Source organism: Pseudoalteromonas sp. UG3-2, from assembly GCF_037120705.1.
In the GTDB taxonomy this organism is placed as follows: domain Bacteria; phylum Pseudomonadota; class Gammaproteobacteria; order Enterobacterales; family Alteromonadaceae; genus Pseudoalteromonas.
In genome coordinates this window covers 1,554,780-1,572,516 of sequence record NZ_JAWLJU010000002.1, presented here as the reverse complement: position 1 = coordinate 1,572,516, position 17,737 = coordinate 1,554,780, and the positions used below count along the sequence as shown (strand labels likewise).

Here is a 17,737-nt window from a genome sequence, read left to right as displayed (position 1 = left end):
TTGTTTGCATATAATCTGTTCAGCATAAAGGGCAAAGCCCAGATTGCCAACCTTTTAGCCACCAATGACAGTTGCTATACTGCTGTTTTGCAAGGAGACGTGTAATGAAATTGTTTATTGTGTATTTAGGCGGGCGCATTGCCGGGTGTCATATTGAAATGCATGACGTGCGCTTTGTTGCCGCGAACACGATTGAAGAGGCTTATCCCAAACTCAAGCAGCAGTGGGTTGGCGACAAGGGCAGTGTGCATATGGATAGCTACACCATTATCGAGCACGCCGATGGCCATGCCGTAGAGCTTACGGAGCAGCCGGTTAGCCAATCGCAGCAGCTGTATTTTGTTAATTTAGGGGCGTACCGCCCTGGAAGCCTCGCGGAAATTCACGATTTTGGGCTCTATGTGGCGGGTTCTCCAGATGAGGCCAAAGAGAAAGCAAAAGCTCATTTACTCAGTGGTTTAAGCCATCTGCACAAAGATGATTTACACGATGTCGATGATTGTTTTGCCGTTGACTTACTCGACCAACAGCTCAATATTAAGCTTACCCCCAGCGGGCAGTCGACGCCATTAACTCCTTTGTGGTTTGGCTATCACCCGTTATAAATTCAGTCGTTGTGGTCGTCTTTATCTGCTTTGATGGCCATTTTGATGGCAATAACCACAATGGCAAACATCACAAAAGGCAGCGCCGCTAGGCTGTATTCTGCCAAACTGTTTTGCTGATAACTGGGTTGTAAAATAAAGTGGCCACCAATACACAGCGCAATCACCACAAACAGCAATGGCAGCATCATCAACTCTTTACTTTTTTTGTGTTTTTTCATGTCAATCAAACCTGTTTAATCTTACCAGCCGCAGCGCTTAGCAACTCGGCTACTGTGTCATTTAAGGTGGGAGCGTGCTTTGATTGAAATCATAGCCGCAGCATTATACCCATAGCCCGCTAGTTTAGGAAAATTCAATCTGCGTCTATTTGGCATGAACAGGTTCCATGCTATAACTGAATCTCCTAGCGACAGTGTGTTGGGCACCTCGGATCAAGATGCAAAAGCATAAACCAACTCTCGTAATTAAATTAGGCACCAGTGTATTAACGGCCGCCACCACTAGGCTTAATCAGGCGCGCATGATTGAGTTAGTGCGTCAGTGTGTGGCATTAACAAAGGCCGGATATCAACTGGTGATTGTCTCCAGTGGTGCCGTTGCCGCAGGCAGAGGAATACTGCAACAGCAAGTGGGGAATTCACTGGCCGAAAAGCAAATGCTCGCAGCCCTTGGTCAAGGCGAACTTATCCACCTCTGGCAACGTCTGTTTGCCATTTTTGAGGTGAAAGTAGCACAAATGCTGCTAACTCGCGCCGACCTAGAGGACCGAAGCCGCTATCTAACGGCGCGGGATATGCTAGGTAAGCTTCTAGAGTATCAAGTGATCCCCATCGTCAATGAAAACGATGCTGTCGCTACGGCTGAAATAAAGGTCGGCGACAACGATAACTTATCAGCCTATGTGGCGATTTTAGCCAATGCCGAGAAACTGATTCTGCTCACCGATCAAGATGGCTTATTCACTGCTGACCCCCGCGCCAACCCCAGTGCCCAATTGATCACTCAAATACACGCCATTGATGACAGCATCAGAGCCTTGGCTGGAGACAGTGGTAGTAACTTAGGCACAGGTGGCATGGCCACCAAACTGCAAGCAGCAGACATTGCCCAGCGCGCCGGGGTTGATGTGATTATTGCCAAAGGCAGTGAAAGCGACATTCTTACCCGAGTGATGGCGCAAACCGCTCCAAGTACCACCTTTATGCGCTTCAATGCCCCTTTAGGTGGGCGTAAACGCTGGTTGCTGTCAGGGCCAAAAGCCAGTGGTCAAATTATATGTGATGGCGGTGCCGTTAACGCCATTTGTAGCACTGGTGCGAGTTTATTAGCCAAAGGCGTGATGGCTGTAACCGGGACGTTTGCCCCAGGTGAGTTAGTGCAAATCTGCGATAGCAAAGGCAGCGTGGTGGCTCAGGGGTTATCTGAGCTCAGCCACCTAGCCCTTGATAAAGTGAAAGGTTGTCACAGCGAAGCGTTCGCTGAGTTACTCGGATATCAGTGCAACACAGAGGTGGTTCATCGTGATAATTTAGTCTTAATGACCACGAGCGCGGCAAACAGCACGGCTTAATTTTTCCCTCAGGCCGCACTAAGCTGTTTTTTTTGTTAGATGTTCTACACTTACTCAATCTATCATCAACCAGAGGAGGGGCTGTGGCAAATCGTTATTCGACATGTGGTCATGAATTAACCCTAGAGTTGCTGTCGCAAAAAAGCGAGCTGTTACTGTTTCGTGCCCTAGAATATGTGGTTGCCGAGTTGTTCACATGTCGCTACGTATTCTTTTTTAGTCGCAGCTTATCGGCTCGCGAGACACCCAAGGTGATTTTTCAAAGTGAAGCGGATGCGCAATTACTCCACCTAGCAAGCACTGCCATCACACAAATACCGAAACAATATGAGGAAAAAGATCTTTTCCTCTCTGGGGGGAACAGTGTCGTGCCGCTCCACTTTCAGGGTCAGCGAATTGGTTTTTTATACCTAGAAGGGCAGCTGAATGTTTCGCAAGCCACCCTTTGCAAGCACTTGCTCCATGTCTTTGCCCACCAAATGGCCACCTTGTATTTTGCCCGTATTGACCCTTTATCCGAGCTCCTTAACCGCCAAACATTTGATGAAAAAGTCATGGAAATAATCAATGGCGATGGCTTCGTGGTGTGCCGTGAAGAGCCTGAGGATAGACACTGGCTGTTGGCTTTAGTGGACATTGATCATTTTAAGCAAGTAAATGACAACTTTGGTCATGTGATTGGTGATGAAGTGATTTTATTGGTGGCGAGGCTGCTAAAAGAGAACTTTCGTGCTGAAGATTATGTCTTTCGTTATGGCGGAGAGGAATTTGCCGTGTTGTTTCAAAGCCATAACAGTAAAGCGGCGCGAGCAGCGCTGGAACGCCTTAGGCAAGCGATTGCGGATTATCGCTTTGCGCAAGTGGGCAAAGTGACCGTGAGTATTGGGTTCAGTGAAATTGAAGATACCTTGCAGGTGTCTGAGCAAGTTCACAAAAGTGATTTAGCGCTTTATCACAGCAAAGAGCAGGGTCGCAACCAAGTAACAAACTACCAAGACCTAGAAGTGCTGCCGCAAAGCCAGCCATTAAGTGATATTGAGCTGTTTTAAGGCCCCTCTGATATTTCCATCATTTGTGTTGAATGTGATAAACTTTCGCCTTAATTTTGTGGCTGTGGTTTATATTTGTTGGAGGTATGCATGAAGTTTGTTAGATGGCTGCTAGGGCGATTAATTTTACTGTTCGATTTTATTTTTACACCCCGTAGCAAAAAGCGCTCTGCGGAGCAGCAACAAAAGCTCGACGCCATGACGGCAAAGCTAAAGTTGTACCAATTTAAGGCTTGCCCATTTTGCGTTAAGGTCAGACGTGCGGCTAAACGTGAAGGCTTAAAGCTGGAAACCCGCGATGCCAAAGAAAACCCCACTCACCGCCAAGAATTACTGGAGCAAGGTGGCAAAGTGAAAGTACCTTGTTTGCGTATAGAAGAGCAAGGTGAGGTCACTTGGTTGTATGAATCCAGCGATATCGTTACTTATTTAGAAAAACTGGAAAAAGCGGCTTAACAGCTAGTTCACTACCTTTGCCCAAATTGGGCGCTGTGCTAGCATAGCGCCAATAACCGATTAATCTATTTTTTAAGAGAATTTTGATGACAATCCGTACTCGTGTTGCGCCCTCACCAACGGGTGACCCGCATTTAGGCACTGCCTACATTGCCCTGTTTAACTACTGTTTTGCTAAGCAGCAAGATGGCGAGTTTGTACTTCGTATTGAAGACACCGACCAAGTTCGCAGTACTCCAGAGTCTGAACAAGCCATTATGGACAGCCTACGCTGGTTAGGGCTGGATTGGGATCATGGCCCAGATGTCGGCGGTGAGTTCGGCCCGTACCGTCAGTCTGAGCGTTCTGAGTTATATAAAAAATATGCCCATCAATTGGTTGCAGAGGGTAAAGCGTTTTACTGTTTCGCTACCGCCGAAGAGCTCGAGCAAATGCGTGAAGAGCAAATGGCACAAGGGTTACGTCCAAAATACGACGGCCGTGGTCTAAAGCTCTCTGAAGAAGAAATAAAGGCAAACCTAGAAGCGGGTAAACCTTACGTTATCCGTATGAAAATCCCAGCTGAAGGCACCTTTAAATTTAACGACTATTTGCGTGGCGAAATCGAAATTCCATGGGAAAACGTCGACATGCAGGTGCTGCTGAAAGCCGACGGTTACCCGACCTATTTCTTGGCTAACGTGGTTGACGATCACCACATGCAGATCAGCCACATCTTCCGTGGTGAAGAGTGGATTAACTCTGCGCCTAAGCTATTAAAGCTGTATGAAGACTTTGGCTGGCAGGCACCGGTTTTAGGTCACTTACCACTGTTGCGTAACCCTGATAAGTCGAAATTATCCAAGCGTAAGAACCCAACTTCTATTAATTATTACAAAGAAATGGGCTTTTTACCGGAAGCGCTGTTGAACTACCTAGGTCGCATGGGTTGGTCAATGCCAGATGAGCGTGAGAAGTTCACTCTAGGCGAAATGATCGAGCACTTTGATATGAAGCGCGTGTCGTTAGGCGGACCAATTTTTGATATCGAAAAACTAAACTGGCTAAACGGCTTATGGATCCGCGAAAACTTATCAGACGAAGAGCTGATCCAGCGTTTTGTGGATTGGAAATTTAATGCCACAACTTTGGCACGCGTGCTACCTGAAGCCAAAGCGCGGATTAACACCTTATCGGATTTAGTGGATCTGGCAGGTCACTTTGTTGCGGGCATGCCAGAATACGACCCCGCTTTATTGACTGCTGGTAAAGCTGACGAGGAAGTGGTGCGTCAAGCGCTACAGTTCTTTATTTGGGAGCTAGATAAGCTGCGCAGCTGGAATAAGTCGGAGATTTTTGCCATCGCCAAAACCGTGGCTACTCACCATGAGTTGAAAATTAAAGACTTCTTAGAGCCGATCTTTGTTGCCATCACCGGTAAAACGTCTTCGACCTCAGTGGTTGATGCCATGGAGGTGTTAGGTTCGGATCTGTCTCGTGCTCGTTTACGTGCAGCGCTCAACCACATTGGCGTGTCGAAAAAGCAAGCCAAAAAGCTAGAAAAGGCCTACCGCGAGTATCCGTCGATAGCCTAGCCACAGCCCCATTAAGGAAAAGCCGCTATATAATTAGCGGCTTTTTTGTAGCGCTAAAAACGCATCGAGGGTGTCTTTAAGGGCTGCAATTTGTGCCATGCTCATTCCTGCTTGGTTTAACATCGCCGCAGGTATACAAGCACATTCTTGCTCTAATGCTTTGCCTTTATCGGTTAAGTGGATAAAGGTTTGTCGCTCATCTTCACTATTGCGCGAACGAGTGACTATGTCTCGCTCTGCAAGGCGTTTCAGCAAGGGGGTTAAGGTGTTGCTGCTGAGCTCAGCGCGGGCGCCTATTTCTTTGACCAACAAGCCATCTTGCTCCCACAATATAAGCAACACTATGTATTGCGGGTAGGTCAGGTCGAGCTTTTTCAGTAATGGCTGATAAAGCCGAGTGACCTGCCGTGAAGCGGCATATAAGCGAAAACATAATTGGTTTTCTAAACGCAGTTGCGGGTATTTGTCGCTCATTGCTTTAAGCCTGCAATGCTTGCTCGATGTCTTTGGCTATTTTTTCAGGTTTAGTAATGGGGGCATAACGCTCTAATGCCTTACCGTCTTTACCGATTAAAAACTTGGTGAAATTCCATTTTATTTTATTGCCAAATAACCCCGGCAACGCCGACTTGAGGTAGTTATAAATAGGGTGTGCGTGCTCGCCATTAACGTCGACCTTGGCCATCATTTGAAAGTCAACGCCATAGTTAACCAAACACCCTTGTTCGATTTGCTTAGCATCCCCGGGTTCCTGTTGGCCGAACTGGTTACATGGAAAGCCAATGATCACTAGCCCTTGCTCGCTATATTGCTCGTGGAGTTGTTGCAGGCCTTCATATTGGGGCGTTAAACCACACTCACTGGCGGTATTAACAATCAACACTACTTTGCCTTGTAGGTTACTGAAATCGTAAGCTTGCCCTTGTAATGTGGTGGCTTCAAATTGATAAATGGATGACATAAATCTCTCGCAATTAAATCGTGTGCGATTTATTATAATGAAGAACGAAATTTGTGCAATTACTTTGCTGAAGATCATCTTAGTAAACATTTTATCTTGAGACTTTTGTACTTGGATTTAGAACCTGTCATCATTAGCGCAGTTTTTCTAAAGGGGTACTAAAATGACGAAAGTATGGGATGGCTTTATTCGTGGTTTTCATTGGCTGCTGGTGGCGGCGTTGGTGGCTTTGTATATCACCGGTGAAGAAGGCATGATGGAATGGCATTTTGTGATTGCGTATTTGTTATTGGCCTTAATGATCACGCGACTTATTTGGGGGGTTATCGGTAGCCAAACTGCCAAGTTGAGTGCGTTATTTCATTCACCAAAAGCCATTGTTGCGGCACTAAAATCAAAACAACCTCATGTTGGTCACAATCCCGCTGGAAGTCTAATGGTGTTGCTGTTCTTTGCACTGATTTTGGTGCAACTGATTTCGGGGTTAATGACCACCGACGACATCTTAGTGGAAGGGCCCTTGGTGCAATACATCTCTTATGATTTAGCCCAATTGGCAGGCGATGTTCATCATACCAATATTGAATTCATCATCGCCGCGATTGTGGTGCATATTGCCGCCATCGTGCTTTATCGCTTAAAGGGCCAAAATCTGGTGAAAACGCTACTCAGTGGTAAACAAGCCGAGCTATCAAGCCAACCTAAAATGCGCTCTGGTCTGATTGCCTATGGTATTTTTGTGTTGTTGTCGGCGCTGTTATTGTTCACTTGGGGCGCAGAGCCTCTCAGCTACTTGCTGTAACAGATATGACCTCTCGTGCGCGTTTTTCTGTTAGTATGTTGCCGTTTTGTCGTAAAAATTAGAGAAAATTAATCATGTTAGAGCCGTATTACCAGCAGCAAGGCAATAAAATTACCATCACCCGAGAGCAGGGCAGTTTGTTTGCTAAGCGCATGGCGGATGACTTTAATCCTCTGCACGATGTTGATGCCAAAAAGTTCTGCGTACCTGGTGATTTGCTGTTTGCCTTAGTGCTAAAACACTATGGCATTAGTGAAAGCATGGAATTTAGTTTTGTCGGTATGGTCGATGAAACCACCGAGCTCACTTTGCCGGAAGGTGGCGATAAGTTTGATATTAAAGCCGACGATAAAGTGATGCTTTCGGTTAGCCGCTCTGGCGAAACTAGTCAATGTCCAACCTTAATTGACAGCCTAACGAAAAATTACGTGGAATTCTCTGGCACCGCGTTTCCTCATGTAATTATTCCACTGATGGGCGAGCAAGAGGTGATGATAAACCCGGCAAGGCCAATGGTAATTTATGAGTCAATGGCCATTGAAATGGATGATATTCGGGTCTCAGAAGTGAGCTTACAAGCAGCTAAACCAGAATTTAGTTACGACGGTAAGCGCGGCAAAATTAATCTCAAGTTTGACTTAATCAGCAATGGCAAAAAAGTTGGTTATGGTGAGAAGCACATGTTGGTGTCTGGAATACGCGCCTATTGCCAGCAAATGGTCGATGATTTAATCGCCTATTACAACGACAGAAAAGTGGCACTCAAGCCAGAGTAATCTACCTTGTTTGTGCGTGCTGTCGTGCGCACCAGCTACATCCACCTTACCCACCTAAGACTTGCGCTACTGTAACCCCTTTGTGAATCCTCATATTGAGGCTTTTACTGGCCTTGGCGTTGCACAACCGAGATTATCCGCTGTAGAGGGCGAAAAATCCCGACATCAAGTTGTTAAAAAGGCCAAGATCGGAGAGAATATAGCAATCTTTGTTCGAATTTAGTGCGGCCGAGTCATGTGCGGTTGCCAATGCCATAAGTAGAATTTCAATGTCAAATACGAGTATTCCGCAGGAAGTGTCGCGCAGACGCACTTTTGCGATTATTTCACACCCGGATGCGGGTAAAACCACGATTACCGAAAAAGTGCTGTTATTCGGAAAGGCGCTGCAAAAAGCCGGTACAGTAAAAGGTCGCGGCTCTAACCAGCATGCTAAGTCTGACTGGATGGAAATGGAAAAAGAGCGGGGCATCTCGGTCACCACCTCAGTGATGCAGTTCCCTTACAATGATGCCTTGGTCAATCTCTTAGACACGCCAGGGCACGAAGACTTCTCGGAAGATACCTACCGTACTTTGACTGCCGTTGACTCGTGTTTGATGGTTATTGACGCAGCTAAAGGTGTTGAGGACAGAACCCGTAAGCTAATGGAAGTCACACGTTTACGTGATACGCCAATTGTTACCTTCATGAACAAACTCGACCGCGATATTCGCGATCCCATGGAACTGCTTGATGAAGTAGAAACCGAGTTAAACATCATGTGTGCTCCGGTGACGTGGCCCATCGGTTGCGGTAAAGAGTTTAAAGGGGTCTATCACATCCACCGCGATGAGACTATTTTGTATCAAAGCGGTCAAGGTCATACCATTCAAGAAAAACGTGTGATCAAAGGCTTAGATAACAGCGAACTGGATGCGGCCATTGGTGACAGCCTAGCAGAGCAACTGCGTGAAGAGCTTGAGCTGGTGATTGGCGCTTCCCATGAGTTTGATCAAGAGCTGTTTTTATCAGGCGAGTTAACACCGGTGTTTTTTGGTACTGCATTAGGTAACTTTGGTGTTGACCACATGCTAGATGGCTTGACTGAGTGGGCGCCGACGCCATTACCGCGTCAAACCGACGAGCGTGAAGTGAAAGCCGATGAAGAAAAATTCAGCGGCTTTGTGTTTAAAATCCAAGCTAACATGGATCCTAAACACCGTGACCGCATTGCCTTCATGCGTATCGTATCTGGTAAGTACAGCCAAGGCATGAAAATGAACCATGTGCGAATTGGCAAGCAAGTGAGTATTGCCGATGCGGTAACGTTTATGGCGGGAGATCGCGAGCGAGCCCAAGAAGCCTTTGCCGGTGATATTATCGGTTTACATAACCACGGTACCATTCAAATTGGTGATACCTTTACCCAAGGGGAAACGCTAAAGTTCAGCGGTATTCCAAACTTTGCACCGGAATTATTCCGTCGTATTCGCTTAAAAGATCCTCTAAAACAAAAGCAACTGCTAAAAGGGCTGGTACAGCTTTCTGAAGAGGGCGCGGTACAGGTATTTAGACCGCTGGCCAATAACGACTTGATCGTAGGGGCGGTCGGGGTGCTGCAGTTTGACGTGGTGGTTGCAAGGTTAAAAGCCGAGTACAACGTCGATGCCATCTACGAGAGTGTAACAGTTCAAACCGCGCGCTGGGTCAGCTGTGACGATGATAAGAAAATGGCCGAGTTCCGCCGTAAGTGTGAGCAAAACTTGGCACTGGACGGTGGCGATAACTTAACCTACATCGCCCCTAGTCGAGTGAACTTAAACTTATCGATGGAGCGTTATCCAGAAGTGAAGTTTAGCCATACTCGTGAACACTAATCGCTGCGTATTATAGGAAAAGTCATGAACATTAAGAGCATTCTAATTGAAAGAGCCAATGCAGCGATGCAAGCTGCTGGGATCCCTGAAGGCACTAACCCTGCGGTAACACAAAGTACTCGCCCACAGTTTGGCGATTACCAAATAAACGGCGCAATGGGCGCTGCCAAAGCGCTAAAAACCAACCCTAGAGAGTTGGCACAAAAAATTATTGATAATCTGGAAGTGTCCGATCTGGCTGAAAAAACCGAGATCGCCGGCCCAGGTTTTATTAATATCCATTTAAAACCAGCGTTTTTAGCGGCGAGCCTGGAAACGGCTAATGGCGATAGCAAACTCGGCGTAGCTGAGCACGCTAACCCCAATAAGGTTGTGGTTGATTACTCATCGCCTAACCTAGCGAAAGAAATGCACGTAGGGCATTTGCGTTCTACCATCATTGGTGATGCTGTGGTTCGTGCGCTAGAGTTTCGTGGTGATACCGTGATCCGTCAGAACCACATGGGTGACTGGGGGACGCAGTTTGGTATGTTGATTGCGCACTTAGAAGACTTGCTAAATCAAGGCGTTGACCTTGAAAACGTGGCGTTGGCAGATCTTGAAAGCTTCTATCGCGATGCCAAGAAGCGCTTTGACGACGAAGACGGCTTTGCAGACAAAGCTCGTGACTACGTGGTGAAACTACAAGGTGGCGACGAGCACTGCAAAAAGCTATGGCAAATGTTTATCGACACGTCAGTGAAGCACTCTGAAGAAGTGTATGAAAAGCTCAATGTGACACTGACTCGTGACGATATCATGGCGGAAAGTGCCTACAACGACCGTTTGGCTGGAGTTATTGAGCTACTTAAAGACAAGCAAATTGCAGTAGAAGATCAGGGCGCACAAGTGGTGTTTTTAGATGAGCTGGCCAATAAAGACGGCGAGCCATCGGTATTCATCGTGCAAAAATCAGGGGGCGGCTTCTTATATTCAACCACAGATTTAGCGGCATGTGATTATCGCTCTAACCAGTTAGATGTTGACCGTATTCTTATTTTTGTTGATGCGCGCCAAGGCTTACACTTTAACCAAGTTGAGATCACCGCGCGTAAAGCCGGACTACTGCAAGACAAAACCAGCTATGAGCCGAGCCTGTTTGGCACTATGATGGGCAGTGATGGCAAGCCATTTAAAACCCGTACCGGCGGTACCGTTAAGCTTTCAGATCTGCTCGACGAAGCGGTCAGCCGTGCCGCTGATAAGCTCGCTGACAGAATGGCTGAGTTAAGTGAAGAAGCACGTCAAGAAATTGCCCGCAAAGTGGGTATTGGCGCGGTTAAATACGCCGACTTGTCAAAACACAGAACCAGCGACTATATCTTTAACTGGGATAGCATGTTGAGCTTTGAAGGGGCGACGGCTCCTTACTTACAATATGCTTATACTCGAGTTCGCAGTATCTTCCGTAAAGCGGGTGTGGATGGCGATGCTCTAAGTGGCCAGATCGCCATTAAAGAAGCACAAGAGAAAGCCTTGGCCATCAAACTACTGCAGTTTGAGGAAGTACTTGATCTGATGATCAATGAAGCCACACCACACGTATTGTGTGGTTACTTATACGAGCTGGCGAGCTTGTATATGACTTTCTATGAAGCGTGTCCAATATTGAAACAAGACGTTGCAGCAGAGGTGCGCGAAAGCCGCCTGATGCTATGTAACCTGGTTGCAAATACACTGAAAACCGGCCTAGACCTGCTGGGTATTGAAGTGATGGAGCAAATGTAGCTTACTTTGTTTGCAACTCTTAAGTACAATAAAAGCCGCTGTTAGCGGCTTTTTTATTAAGGATAGGGTAATGAAACTTGAAGACATTCGTCGTGAGTACACTAAAGATGGTCTGCGTCGTGAAATGCTTAAGAGCTCCCCGATTGCGCAGTTTGAGCTGTGGTTGCAGCAGGCAATTGATGCGAAATTTGCCGATCCCACGGCTATGGTAGTGGCCACGGTTGACGAGCATGGTCAACCTTCGCAGCGCATTGTGCTGCTGAAAAACGTCGATGAGCAAGGGTTTGTGTTTTTTACCAATACTGGCTCCCGCAAGGCACAAGAGCTGAAGCACAACAATAAAATATGCTTACACTTTCCTTGGCATGACATGGAGCGGCAAGTGATCGTCTATGGTGAAGCCAAGCCATTACCTACCGCTCGTGTAGCAAAGTACTTTTTATCGCGACCAAAAGAAAGCCAACTAGCCGCTTGGGCATCGCAGCAGTCTCGCCCGGTGTCTTCGCGCCAAGCTCTGCTGCAAACCTTCAGTGGCATGAAAGACAAGTTTGCCAAAGGTGAAATTCCGTTACCTGATTTCTGGGGTGGATATTGTGTTGAGCCCAGTAAAATTGAATTCTGGCAAGGCGGCGAACATCGTTTGCACGACCGCTTTATGTATATAAAACAAGCTGATGGTAGTTGGCAGATTGAGCGACTCAACCCCTAAGCTGCGTTTTATTGACAGTCACTGCCACCTCGACTTTGCTGAGTTGGCAGCGCAATTACCACAACATCTAGCTGCGGCTCAGCAACTGGGGGTTGAGCAGTTTGTGATCCCAGGCATTACACTGGCAAAAAGCCAGCAATTGTTGTCATTGCGCCAAGCTCACCGCCATTGTCATATCGCGGCCGGATTACACCCCTATTTTATCAGCGAGCATCAACCCCAAGATATGTCTGAGCTCGCATCATGGGCGCGGGAGCATCGCCGCGATATTTGCGCCATCGGCGAGTGTGGTATCGACGCGAGCTGCGTAGACATCGACAGGCAAAGTGCTTTATTCACAGCGCATATTGAGCTCAGTAATGAACTGCAGTTGCCGTTAATTGTTCATCACCGTAACAGTCACCACCTCATTGCAGCCAGTTTTAAGCGCACTAGGCCGCAATCTGGCGGGGTGATCCATGCCTTTACCGGGTCGTTGCAACAAGCGAATTACTATATCAAGCAAGGGTTTAAGCTCGGTGTCGGCGGCACCATTACTTACCCGCGCGGTGAAAAAACGGCTCAGGTATTGGCGCAGCTACCACTGTCGAGCTTAGTATTGGAAACGGACTCGCCCTCGATGCCACTGCATGGTTACCAAGGTCAAGTGAATGTCCCTAAGCGAGTGGTGGAAGTGTTCGCGGCGTTATGCCAATACCGTAGTGAACCCCAGGAGTTGCTTGCCCCAGCGCTGTATGACAATACTCTGCAGCTATTTAACCTTTCTACTGCGTAGCCAGCTGCATTATGACTCTGATGCTTTTTTAAGCGGCGGTTTGACGCGTTTTAAAAAGCGACGTCTGACTTCCCAGCGCTTTAAAGCGCGTGCAATTTGCCAAGTAAACACCACGGTAATAAGCAGCATCAATAACACCACTCGGCCCAATTCATGGAAGTGGTCATGGCTTTGCGCCATGGCGGCTTCGGTTAAATAGACCATATTAACAAAACCTAACGGTTGGCCATTTGGAGTATACACCGGCTCTGAGATGATACTCTTGGTTTTGCTTAAACCGGGCAAGGTTTTTGGCAGGTTTTGATAGTTTGCTGGCGCCTTAATGCCATTGCTGGCCACTAAAAAGCGTCCTTGGTTATCATAAATGGCCACCTGCAAAACAAAGTCATCGGCCGCTAAGTGGTTGGCTAAGGCGTTGAGCCTGGGGGGGTCGTTGCGCGATAAGGGCAATGCGACGTTTTTAGCCAACTGTTTGGTGAGACTGCGTGCGGTTAAATCGGCGCCATTGTGCAGCAAGCGATGGGATTCAAAACTGGTGTTAAAGGCCAGCCAAGTGATCATCACTAAGCTAACCGCAGCAATGCACAGGCGCAGTAATCTGCGGCTACGGTTGCTACGAATAATATCGGTAACATGTAAATTTTTCATATTTATCGTGTGTCACTCGCTTTAACCTAGGTTGAGAGCTGACAGCTCTCGCTATTCATGCTAAAAATCGAACTTACGTTATAAAGGAATCGCATTGTTATGTCTTTAGTATCCCCGCTGACACCCAGCGGTAAAGCTCAGCCCCTAGAAAAGTTACTGCCCTTAGGGCGCTGGTTTCAATATGAAGGTAACACAAGTTTCTCTGCCGTGAATAGTTCACCGCAAGAGTACAGCCAGTTTATTACTATTTTTGGCGCCCAGTTTACTAGTGAGCATGCCTTACAATTAGAGCAATTTCTAGCCCAGCAGCACATTAACGATTTTTACCTTTGTGCCTACCAACCTGTGGCGAACTTAGCGGTCGCTTTAGCCGTGGCGTTGCCTTCAGAACTTGAGCTAGACAAAGCCGCGGTGAAACAGTTTGCACAAAGCTGTGGCGCTCAAGGTGCGCTGCTACAGTCACCGCCACAACTAAGTAAACCGGGCTTGCTGGTGATGGATATGGATTCCACAGCAATAGAAATTGAGTGCATTGACGAAATCGCACGCCTTGCTGGTCGTTTCGACGAGGTCGCCGCGGTAACGGCAGAAGCGATGGCCGGTAACTTATCTTTTGCCGCTAGCCTGCACCAGCGAGTGGCTTCTCTAAGCTCTGTATCACTAGAGCAAATTCAAGGGCTGAAGGATAACTTACCACTGATGGCTGGGATAGTGGAGCTATGTCAGGTATTAAAACAGCACCAATGGCGTTTAGCTTTGGCTTCAGGCGGCTTTACTTGGTTTGCTGAAGCCTTGATTGAGCCATTAGGGTTAGATGCGGTTTATGCCAATACCTTGGAAGTGGAGCAAGGCAAATTAACCGGGCGTGTTATTGGGGATATCGTCGATGCTGAGAAAAAAGCGCAAGTAGTGGCGGCGCTGGCACAACAGTACGCCATTGCACCTGAGCAAACGGTCGCCATTGGCGATGGCGCCAACGACTTGCTAATGATGGCAGAGGCGCAACTAGGGGTGGCGGTTCATGGCAAGCCGAAGGTGGTAGCGGCGGCAGACACTGCTATTTGCTCCGGGTCGTTGTTACAACTGGTGTATTTACTCAGTATTCCAAGGTAATAGCGCGCATAACTAAAAATTGTACCTTTATACGCAATAGTGGCTTATACTTTAGTCTAAACGGTCACTATTTATGCTATGAAAATACTTGCGTTCGCTTTTGCCTTTTTTGTAACTCTGGCTCATGCTGCGGACACCCCTCGTGTTATCAATATTACCACTGGGCAATGGCCGCCATACCTAGATCAGAGTAAACGCGATCAAGGTTGTGTTGCCGCCCTTATTCGAGATGCTTTTGCGCTCCATGATATCAAAGTGCGGTTTATTTTTATGCCGTGGCAACGCGCCTACGAAGAAGGCAAAAAGGCCGCCTACGCCGGCAGTGCGTATTGGTATTACAGCAAACGTCGCGCTTTGGAATACATTTATACCCAGCATGCCCTCACTATTGAAACCAGCCGTTTTTACCACCATGAATCGCTGCCGCTTGAGTTTCGTTCTTACCAAGATCTTAAGCCCTTTAAGCTACTCTTAAATAAAGGTTTAACCTATCCAGATGAATTGTTGGCTGCGATTGATAAGTATCAAATTCAAACACTACATAACACTTACGCCAGTAAAAATGTTGCGCTTGTTCTGCGCGATCGCGCGGATGTGATGATAATGAATGAGCGCACTGCCGAGGCTTACATGGCCGACTTGGCGCCACAAGATGCCGCGCAAATCGTTGCTCAAGAGGTTCCCGCGTTTATTAGAAAAGGCTATCTGCTTATCAATAAGCACCAGCCTCAATTGGCCGCTGTGTTCGACGCTGGCATTAGCACATTATGGTCAGACGGTGACTATGTTACGGATTATCACCAGCGCTGCACTTGGTTTTGAGCTAATCCAATATTTCATACTCTCCAAAAGTCGCGATAACCGGCTGTTGTTGGTAATGTAAATATTCTGACTCTATAGTGGGTTGATAATTACGTAGCAGTGAAGCACTTCGCTCTGCTGGAATGATATTGCATGGATTGCTGCGCTCTTGCTGTAAATACTCGTAAAGCAATTTAGGGTTTTTATCGTGCATAAATGAGGTGAAAAGGTAAGCGTTGGCATAGAGAGTGTGCTTCTGGTCGGTCTGCCACTGACCTTCACTGTTAAATAGAGTATCAATATCAAGTGCATTGAAGTGATTGTTTAACAACCCTTTTTTGGTTAACCAGCCGTTTAAAGCAGGCTTAATAACAAATTGATTATCTTTAGTCATGCTCAAGTTTTCAAAATATACTGCTAAGCCTTCGGTAACCCACCTAGGAGTAAAACCAAAAAAATAAAAGTTTAAAGCATGCACTGCTTCGTGTACTAAAGTGCTAAGCGCTTGCTTCTCATCGCCGCTATATTTAACGAATCCCTGATTTTCGAGCAAAAAATACATTCCATCAGTCCCTTCCGGTTGCCCTTCACGGGCTCGAATAAGAGAGTTGTAATCGCTCTCATTAGCGGCAATGTGCATATTTAATTGGATTGTTGGGAAAGCTACTTTTTGCGCTGATTGGCTTAAGGCGTATCTATAAAAGTGATAGATCAACCAAAGTCGTTTTTCAGCTTCTCTTACAAAACTTGCATTCATATTAAGCCCGGTAAGGTGTAAAGCAAAAGCTCGATTATTACTTGGCTTTTGTACTTGAAATAGTTTTTGCTTAATGACGCCACATGTTTGCTTGGTCATGCCACTGAACATAGCACTTAAGTCGCTATGAGCATTAAAGTTATTAATTTGATGCTTAACCGGGGGTGGAGATATTGCAGAGCTGGGGCGCTCAATACGTTTAACTGTGGTTTGGTTTTGCGGCTCAGGAGGTAAAGTATTGGTCATCGCTCTAGTTTGAATATCCAATTGCAGCAATAACTCTTGTCGAAGTGGTTGGATCGACTGCTTTGACTCAAAAAAATACAAATGTATTGCCACAGCTCCTAGAACACAGAGAATAGAAATAATAGTAAGTATACGCCAAAGCAAATCAATCACCTTTATTAGTCAACTAAAACTAAGATATTTATAAAGAATTAAGACTGACATAACGAGAGTGTCAGTGAAATTGAAATAAGTAAACTAAGTATGAAGCATAGGTGGAATTTATCTGGTCTGACCATTTAAATCGTCTTTTAAATTTTACACTTTCTTGCATAAAATTTAGACATTTTGCGCTCAGCTTTTACACTTGAATAGTTATTCGCTTTGGCTGAATTTTGACAGCTGCTATGGATTTTGATAACGTATTGTGCAAATTTGGTATGACCAATTTACCTATGGCGTTAATTCTTACCAAATTGATTAAAATAAGTCAGTCGCCTGGCTCGGTCACATCATAAAAATTTGGCGTTATTTCAATGTCTTTAAAGATAAAAGCAGCAAAGTTATCCGACGTAATACTCCAGCAACTTGAGAATATGATCCTCGAGGGGTCGTTGTTACCTGGAGAAAAGCTGCCGCCAGAACGTGAGCTTGCCAAGCAATTTGAGGTATCACGACCGTCTCTAAGAGAGGCGATTCAGAAATTAGAAGCAAAAGGCTTAGTCACTCGTCGTCAAGGCGGCGGTACCTACGTCAAAAATCAGCTGGAAGAGGGCTTAACTGATCCCTTATTTGATTTGATCAGTAAACACCCAGAGTCACAGTTTGATTTGCTCGAGTTTCGTCATGCCCTTGAGGGCATTGCCGCCTATTATGCGGCGCTCCGTGGCACCGAAAATGACTTTGCAAAAGTACAACAAAGCTTTGATAACATCGCCGATGTTGGTGAAGACTTAATGCTGAAGGCAAGGGCGATTAACGCCTTTCACTTTACCGTAGCAGAAGCATCTCATAATGTGGTGTTACTTCACTTAGTCAAAGGCATGCAGTCATTGCTGGAGCAAAACGTGTTGCAAAACTTAACGGTATTGGTACAAAAGTCCGATGTCAGTGAGCAACTCGGCGAGCACCGAAAGTTGTTATTAGATGCGGTGATCAATGGTAATCCAGAGCAAGCACGCTTAGCCAGTAACGCCCACTTAGCCTTTATCGAAGAGGCACTACTGGAAGCCGGTAAAGAGCGTTCACGCATTGAACGTTCTTTACGTAGAACCAAGCAGCAGTAAT

19 protein-coding genes are annotated in these 17,737 nt (G+C 46.4%); 14 read left to right on the top strand and 5 right to left on the bottom strand.

The features are described 5' to 3' along the window. Positions 1 to 104: 104 nt before the first annotated feature. Positions 105 to 605, top strand: coding sequence for a DUF1543 domain-containing protein (locus R3P39_RS10325; protein WP_336567328.1), 501 nt, complete (start codon positions 105 to 107; stop codon positions 603 to 605). Between the two features lie 2 nt (positions 606 to 607). Here R3P39_RS10325 and R3P39_RS10320 read toward each other — a convergent pair whose 3' ends face one another. Then, a complete protein-coding gene (locus tag R3P39_RS10320) occupies positions 608 to 826 on the bottom strand; it encodes a hypothetical protein (protein WP_336567326.1) in 219 nt (72 codons plus the stop codon). A 218-nt stretch (positions 827 to 1,044) separates the two neighbouring features. On the opposite strand from R3P39_RS10320, the gene proB reads away from it, so the two are divergent. The 4 genes from proB to gltX all read left to right on the top strand — a co-directional run bounded on the left by proB (position 1,045) and on the right by gltX (position 5,257). Continuing rightward, positions 1,045 to 2,178 carry a glutamate 5-kinase gene (proB, locus tag R3P39_RS10315; protein ID WP_336567325.1) on the top strand — a complete coding sequence of 378 codons (1,134 nt, stop codon included), beginning with the start codon at positions 1,045 to 1,047 and terminating at the stop codon, positions 2,176 to 2,178. A gap of 83 nt (positions 2,179 to 2,261) precedes the next feature. Further along, on the top strand, positions 2,262 to 3,227 hold the full coding sequence (locus R3P39_RS10310) for a GGDEF domain-containing protein (RefSeq protein WP_336567324.1): 966 nt from the start codon (positions 2,262 to 2,264) through the stop codon (positions 3,225 to 3,227). 90 nt (positions 3,228 to 3,317) lie between these two features. After that, positions 3,318 to 3,683 carry a glutaredoxin family protein gene (locus R3P39_RS10305; RefSeq protein WP_336567322.1) on the top strand — a complete coding sequence of 122 codons (366 nt, stop codon included), beginning with the start codon at positions 3,318 to 3,320 and terminating at the stop codon, positions 3,681 to 3,683. 86 nt (positions 3,684 to 3,769) lie between these two features. Continuing rightward, a complete protein-coding gene (gene gltX, locus R3P39_RS10300) occupies positions 3,770 to 5,257 on the top strand; it encodes a glutamate--tRNA ligase (RefSeq protein ID WP_336567320.1) in 1,488 nt (495 codons plus the stop codon). A 33-nt stretch (positions 5,258 to 5,290) separates the two neighbouring features. Here gltX and R3P39_RS10295 read toward each other — a convergent pair whose 3' ends face one another. Together R3P39_RS10295 and R3P39_RS10290 are read right to left on the bottom strand one after the other, a co-directional pair. After that, the gene (locus R3P39_RS10295) at positions 5,291 to 5,731 is read right to left on the bottom strand and encodes a MarR family winged helix-turn-helix transcriptional regulator (protein WP_336567319.1); all 441 of its coding nucleotides are present in this window, start codon (positions 5,729 to 5,731) and stop codon (positions 5,291 to 5,293) included. Positions 5,732 to 5,735: 4 nt separating this feature from the next. After that, positions 5,736 to 6,218, bottom strand: a complete 483-nt coding sequence (locus R3P39_RS10290; RefSeq protein WP_336567317.1) for a glutathione peroxidase — start codon at positions 6,216 to 6,218, stop codon at positions 5,736 to 5,738. Positions 6,219 to 6,381: 163 nt separating this feature from the next. On the opposite strand from R3P39_RS10290, the gene R3P39_RS10285 reads away from it, so the two are divergent. The 6 genes from R3P39_RS10285 to R3P39_RS10260 all read left to right on the top strand — a co-directional run bounded on the left by R3P39_RS10285 (position 6,382) and on the right by R3P39_RS10260 (position 12,906). Beyond that, positions 6,382 to 7,020 carry a cytochrome b/b6 domain-containing protein gene (locus R3P39_RS10285; RefSeq protein ID WP_336567316.1) on the top strand — a complete coding sequence of 213 codons (639 nt, stop codon included), beginning with the start codon at positions 6,382 to 6,384 and terminating at the stop codon, positions 7,018 to 7,020. Between the two features lie 74 nt (positions 7,021 to 7,094). Next, positions 7,095 to 7,796 carry a DUF3581 family protein gene (locus R3P39_RS10280; RefSeq protein ID WP_336567315.1) on the top strand — a complete coding sequence of 234 codons (702 nt, stop codon included), beginning with the start codon at positions 7,095 to 7,097 and terminating at the stop codon, positions 7,794 to 7,796. A gap of 269 nt (positions 7,797 to 8,065) precedes the next feature. Then, positions 8,066 to 9,655, top strand: coding sequence for a peptide chain release factor 3 (gene prfC, locus R3P39_RS10275; RefSeq protein ID WP_336567314.1), 1,590 nt, complete (start codon positions 8,066 to 8,068; stop codon positions 9,653 to 9,655). A 24-nt stretch (positions 9,656 to 9,679) separates the two neighbouring features. Next, positions 9,680 to 11,422 carry an arginine--tRNA ligase gene (gene argS / locus R3P39_RS10270; protein WP_336567312.1) on the top strand — a complete coding sequence of 581 codons (1,743 nt, stop codon included), beginning with the start codon at positions 9,680 to 9,682 and terminating at the stop codon, positions 11,420 to 11,422. 70 nt (positions 11,423 to 11,492) lie between these two features. Next, positions 11,493 to 12,131: a pyridoxamine 5'-phosphate oxidase gene (pdxH, locus tag R3P39_RS10265; RefSeq protein WP_336567311.1), complete on the top strand. Its 639-nt coding sequence runs from the start codon at positions 11,493 to 11,495 to the stop codon at positions 12,129 to 12,131. Beyond that, a complete protein-coding gene (locus tag R3P39_RS10260; RefSeq protein ID WP_336567309.1) occupies positions 12,097 to 12,906 on the top strand; it encodes a TatD family hydrolase in 810 nt (269 codons plus the stop codon). The genes pdxH and R3P39_RS10260 overlap by 35 nt, the downstream gene beginning before the upstream one ends. A gap of 9 nt (positions 12,907 to 12,915) precedes the next feature. On the opposite strand, the gene R3P39_RS10255 is transcribed toward R3P39_RS10260, so the two are convergent. After that, entirely contained in the window at positions 12,916 to 13,554 is a 639-nt protein-coding gene (locus R3P39_RS10255; RefSeq protein ID WP_336567307.1) for an AhpA/YtjB family protein, read from the bottom strand. A 99-nt stretch (positions 13,555 to 13,653) separates the two neighbouring features. On the opposite strand from R3P39_RS10255, the gene serB reads away from it, so the two are divergent. Together serB and R3P39_RS10245 are read left to right on the top strand one after the other, a co-directional pair. Further along, a complete protein-coding gene (serB, locus tag R3P39_RS10250; protein WP_336567306.1) occupies positions 13,654 to 14,667 on the top strand; it encodes a phosphoserine phosphatase SerB in 1,014 nt (337 codons plus the stop codon). A gap of 78 nt (positions 14,668 to 14,745) precedes the next feature. Further along, positions 14,746 to 15,489 carry a substrate-binding periplasmic protein gene (locus R3P39_RS10245; RefSeq protein ID WP_336567304.1) on the top strand — a complete coding sequence of 248 codons (744 nt, stop codon included), beginning with the start codon at positions 14,746 to 14,748 and terminating at the stop codon, positions 15,487 to 15,489. Between the two features lies 1 nt (position 15,490). On the opposite strand, the gene R3P39_RS10240 is transcribed toward R3P39_RS10245, so the two are convergent. Further along, complete coding sequence (locus R3P39_RS10240; RefSeq protein ID WP_336567302.1) at positions 15,491 to 16,324, bottom strand: DUF1570 domain-containing protein; 834 nt, start codon at positions 16,322 to 16,324, stop codon at positions 15,491 to 15,493. Between the two features lie 662 nt (positions 16,325 to 16,986). On the opposite strand from R3P39_RS10240, the gene pdhR reads away from it, so the two are divergent. Next, positions 16,987 to 17,736 (top strand): pyruvate dehydrogenase complex transcriptional repressor PdhR, encoded by a 750-nt coding sequence (gene pdhR / locus R3P39_RS10235; protein ID WP_336567301.1) that lies wholly within the window; start codon positions 16,987 to 16,989, stop codon positions 17,734 to 17,736. The last annotated feature ends 1 nt before the right edge of the window (position 17,737 follow it).

Coding starts and splice junctions, on each gene's coding strand:
- R3P39_RS10325 (WP_336567328.1), top strand. CDS start 105: ATGAAATTGTTTATTGTGTATTTAGGCGGGCGCATTGCCGGGTGTCAT.
- gltX (WP_336567320.1), top strand. CDS start 3,770: ATGACAATCCGTACTCGTGTTGCGCCCTCACCAACGGGTGACCCGCAT.
- R3P39_RS10285 (WP_336567316.1), top strand. CDS start 6,382: ATGACGAAAGTATGGGATGGCTTTATTCGTGGTTTTCATTGGCTGCTG.
- R3P39_RS10260 (WP_336567309.1), top strand. CDS start 12,097: ATGGTAGTTGGCAGATTGAGCGACTCAACCCCTAAGCTGCGTTTTATT.
- R3P39_RS10290 (WP_336567317.1), bottom strand. CDS start 6,218: ATGTCATCCATTTATCAATTTGAAGCCACCACATTACAAGGGCAAGCT.
- R3P39_RS10255 (WP_336567307.1), bottom strand. CDS start 13,554: ATGAAAAATTTACATGTTACCGATATTATTCGTAGCAACCGTAGCCGC.
- pdhR (WP_336567301.1), top strand. CDS start 16,987: ATGTCTTTAAAGATAAAAGCAGCAAAGTTATCCGACGTAATACTCCAG.
- R3P39_RS10245 (WP_336567304.1), top strand. CDS start 14,746: ATGAAAATACTTGCGTTCGCTTTTGCCTTTTTTGTAACTCTGGCTCAT.
- proB (WP_336567325.1), top strand. CDS start 1,045: ATGCAAAAGCATAAACCAACTCTCGTAATTAAATTAGGCACCAGTGTA.
- R3P39_RS10240 (WP_336567302.1), bottom strand. CDS start 16,324: ATGACCAAGCAAACATGTGGCGTCATTAAGCAAAAACTATTTCAAGTA.
- R3P39_RS10305 (WP_336567322.1), top strand. CDS start 3,318: ATGAAGTTTGTTAGATGGCTGCTAGGGCGATTAATTTTACTGTTCGAT.
- pdxH (WP_336567311.1), top strand. CDS start 11,493: ATGAAACTTGAAGACATTCGTCGTGAGTACACTAAAGATGGTCTGCGT.
- R3P39_RS10320 (WP_336567326.1), bottom strand. CDS start 826: ATGAAAAAACACAAAAAAAGTAAAGAGTTGATGATGCTGCCATTGCTG.
- argS (WP_336567312.1), top strand. CDS start 9,680: ATGAACATTAAGAGCATTCTAATTGAAAGAGCCAATGCAGCGATGCAA.
- serB (WP_336567306.1), top strand. CDS start 13,654: ATGTCTTTAGTATCCCCGCTGACACCCAGCGGTAAAGCTCAGCCCCTA.
- R3P39_RS10295 (WP_336567319.1), bottom strand. CDS start 5,731: ATGAGCGACAAATACCCGCAACTGCGTTTAGAAAACCAATTATGTTTT.
- prfC (WP_336567314.1), top strand. CDS start 8,066: ATGTCAAATACGAGTATTCCGCAGGAAGTGTCGCGCAGACGCACTTTT.
- R3P39_RS10280 (WP_336567315.1), top strand. CDS start 7,095: ATGTTAGAGCCGTATTACCAGCAGCAAGGCAATAAAATTACCATCACC.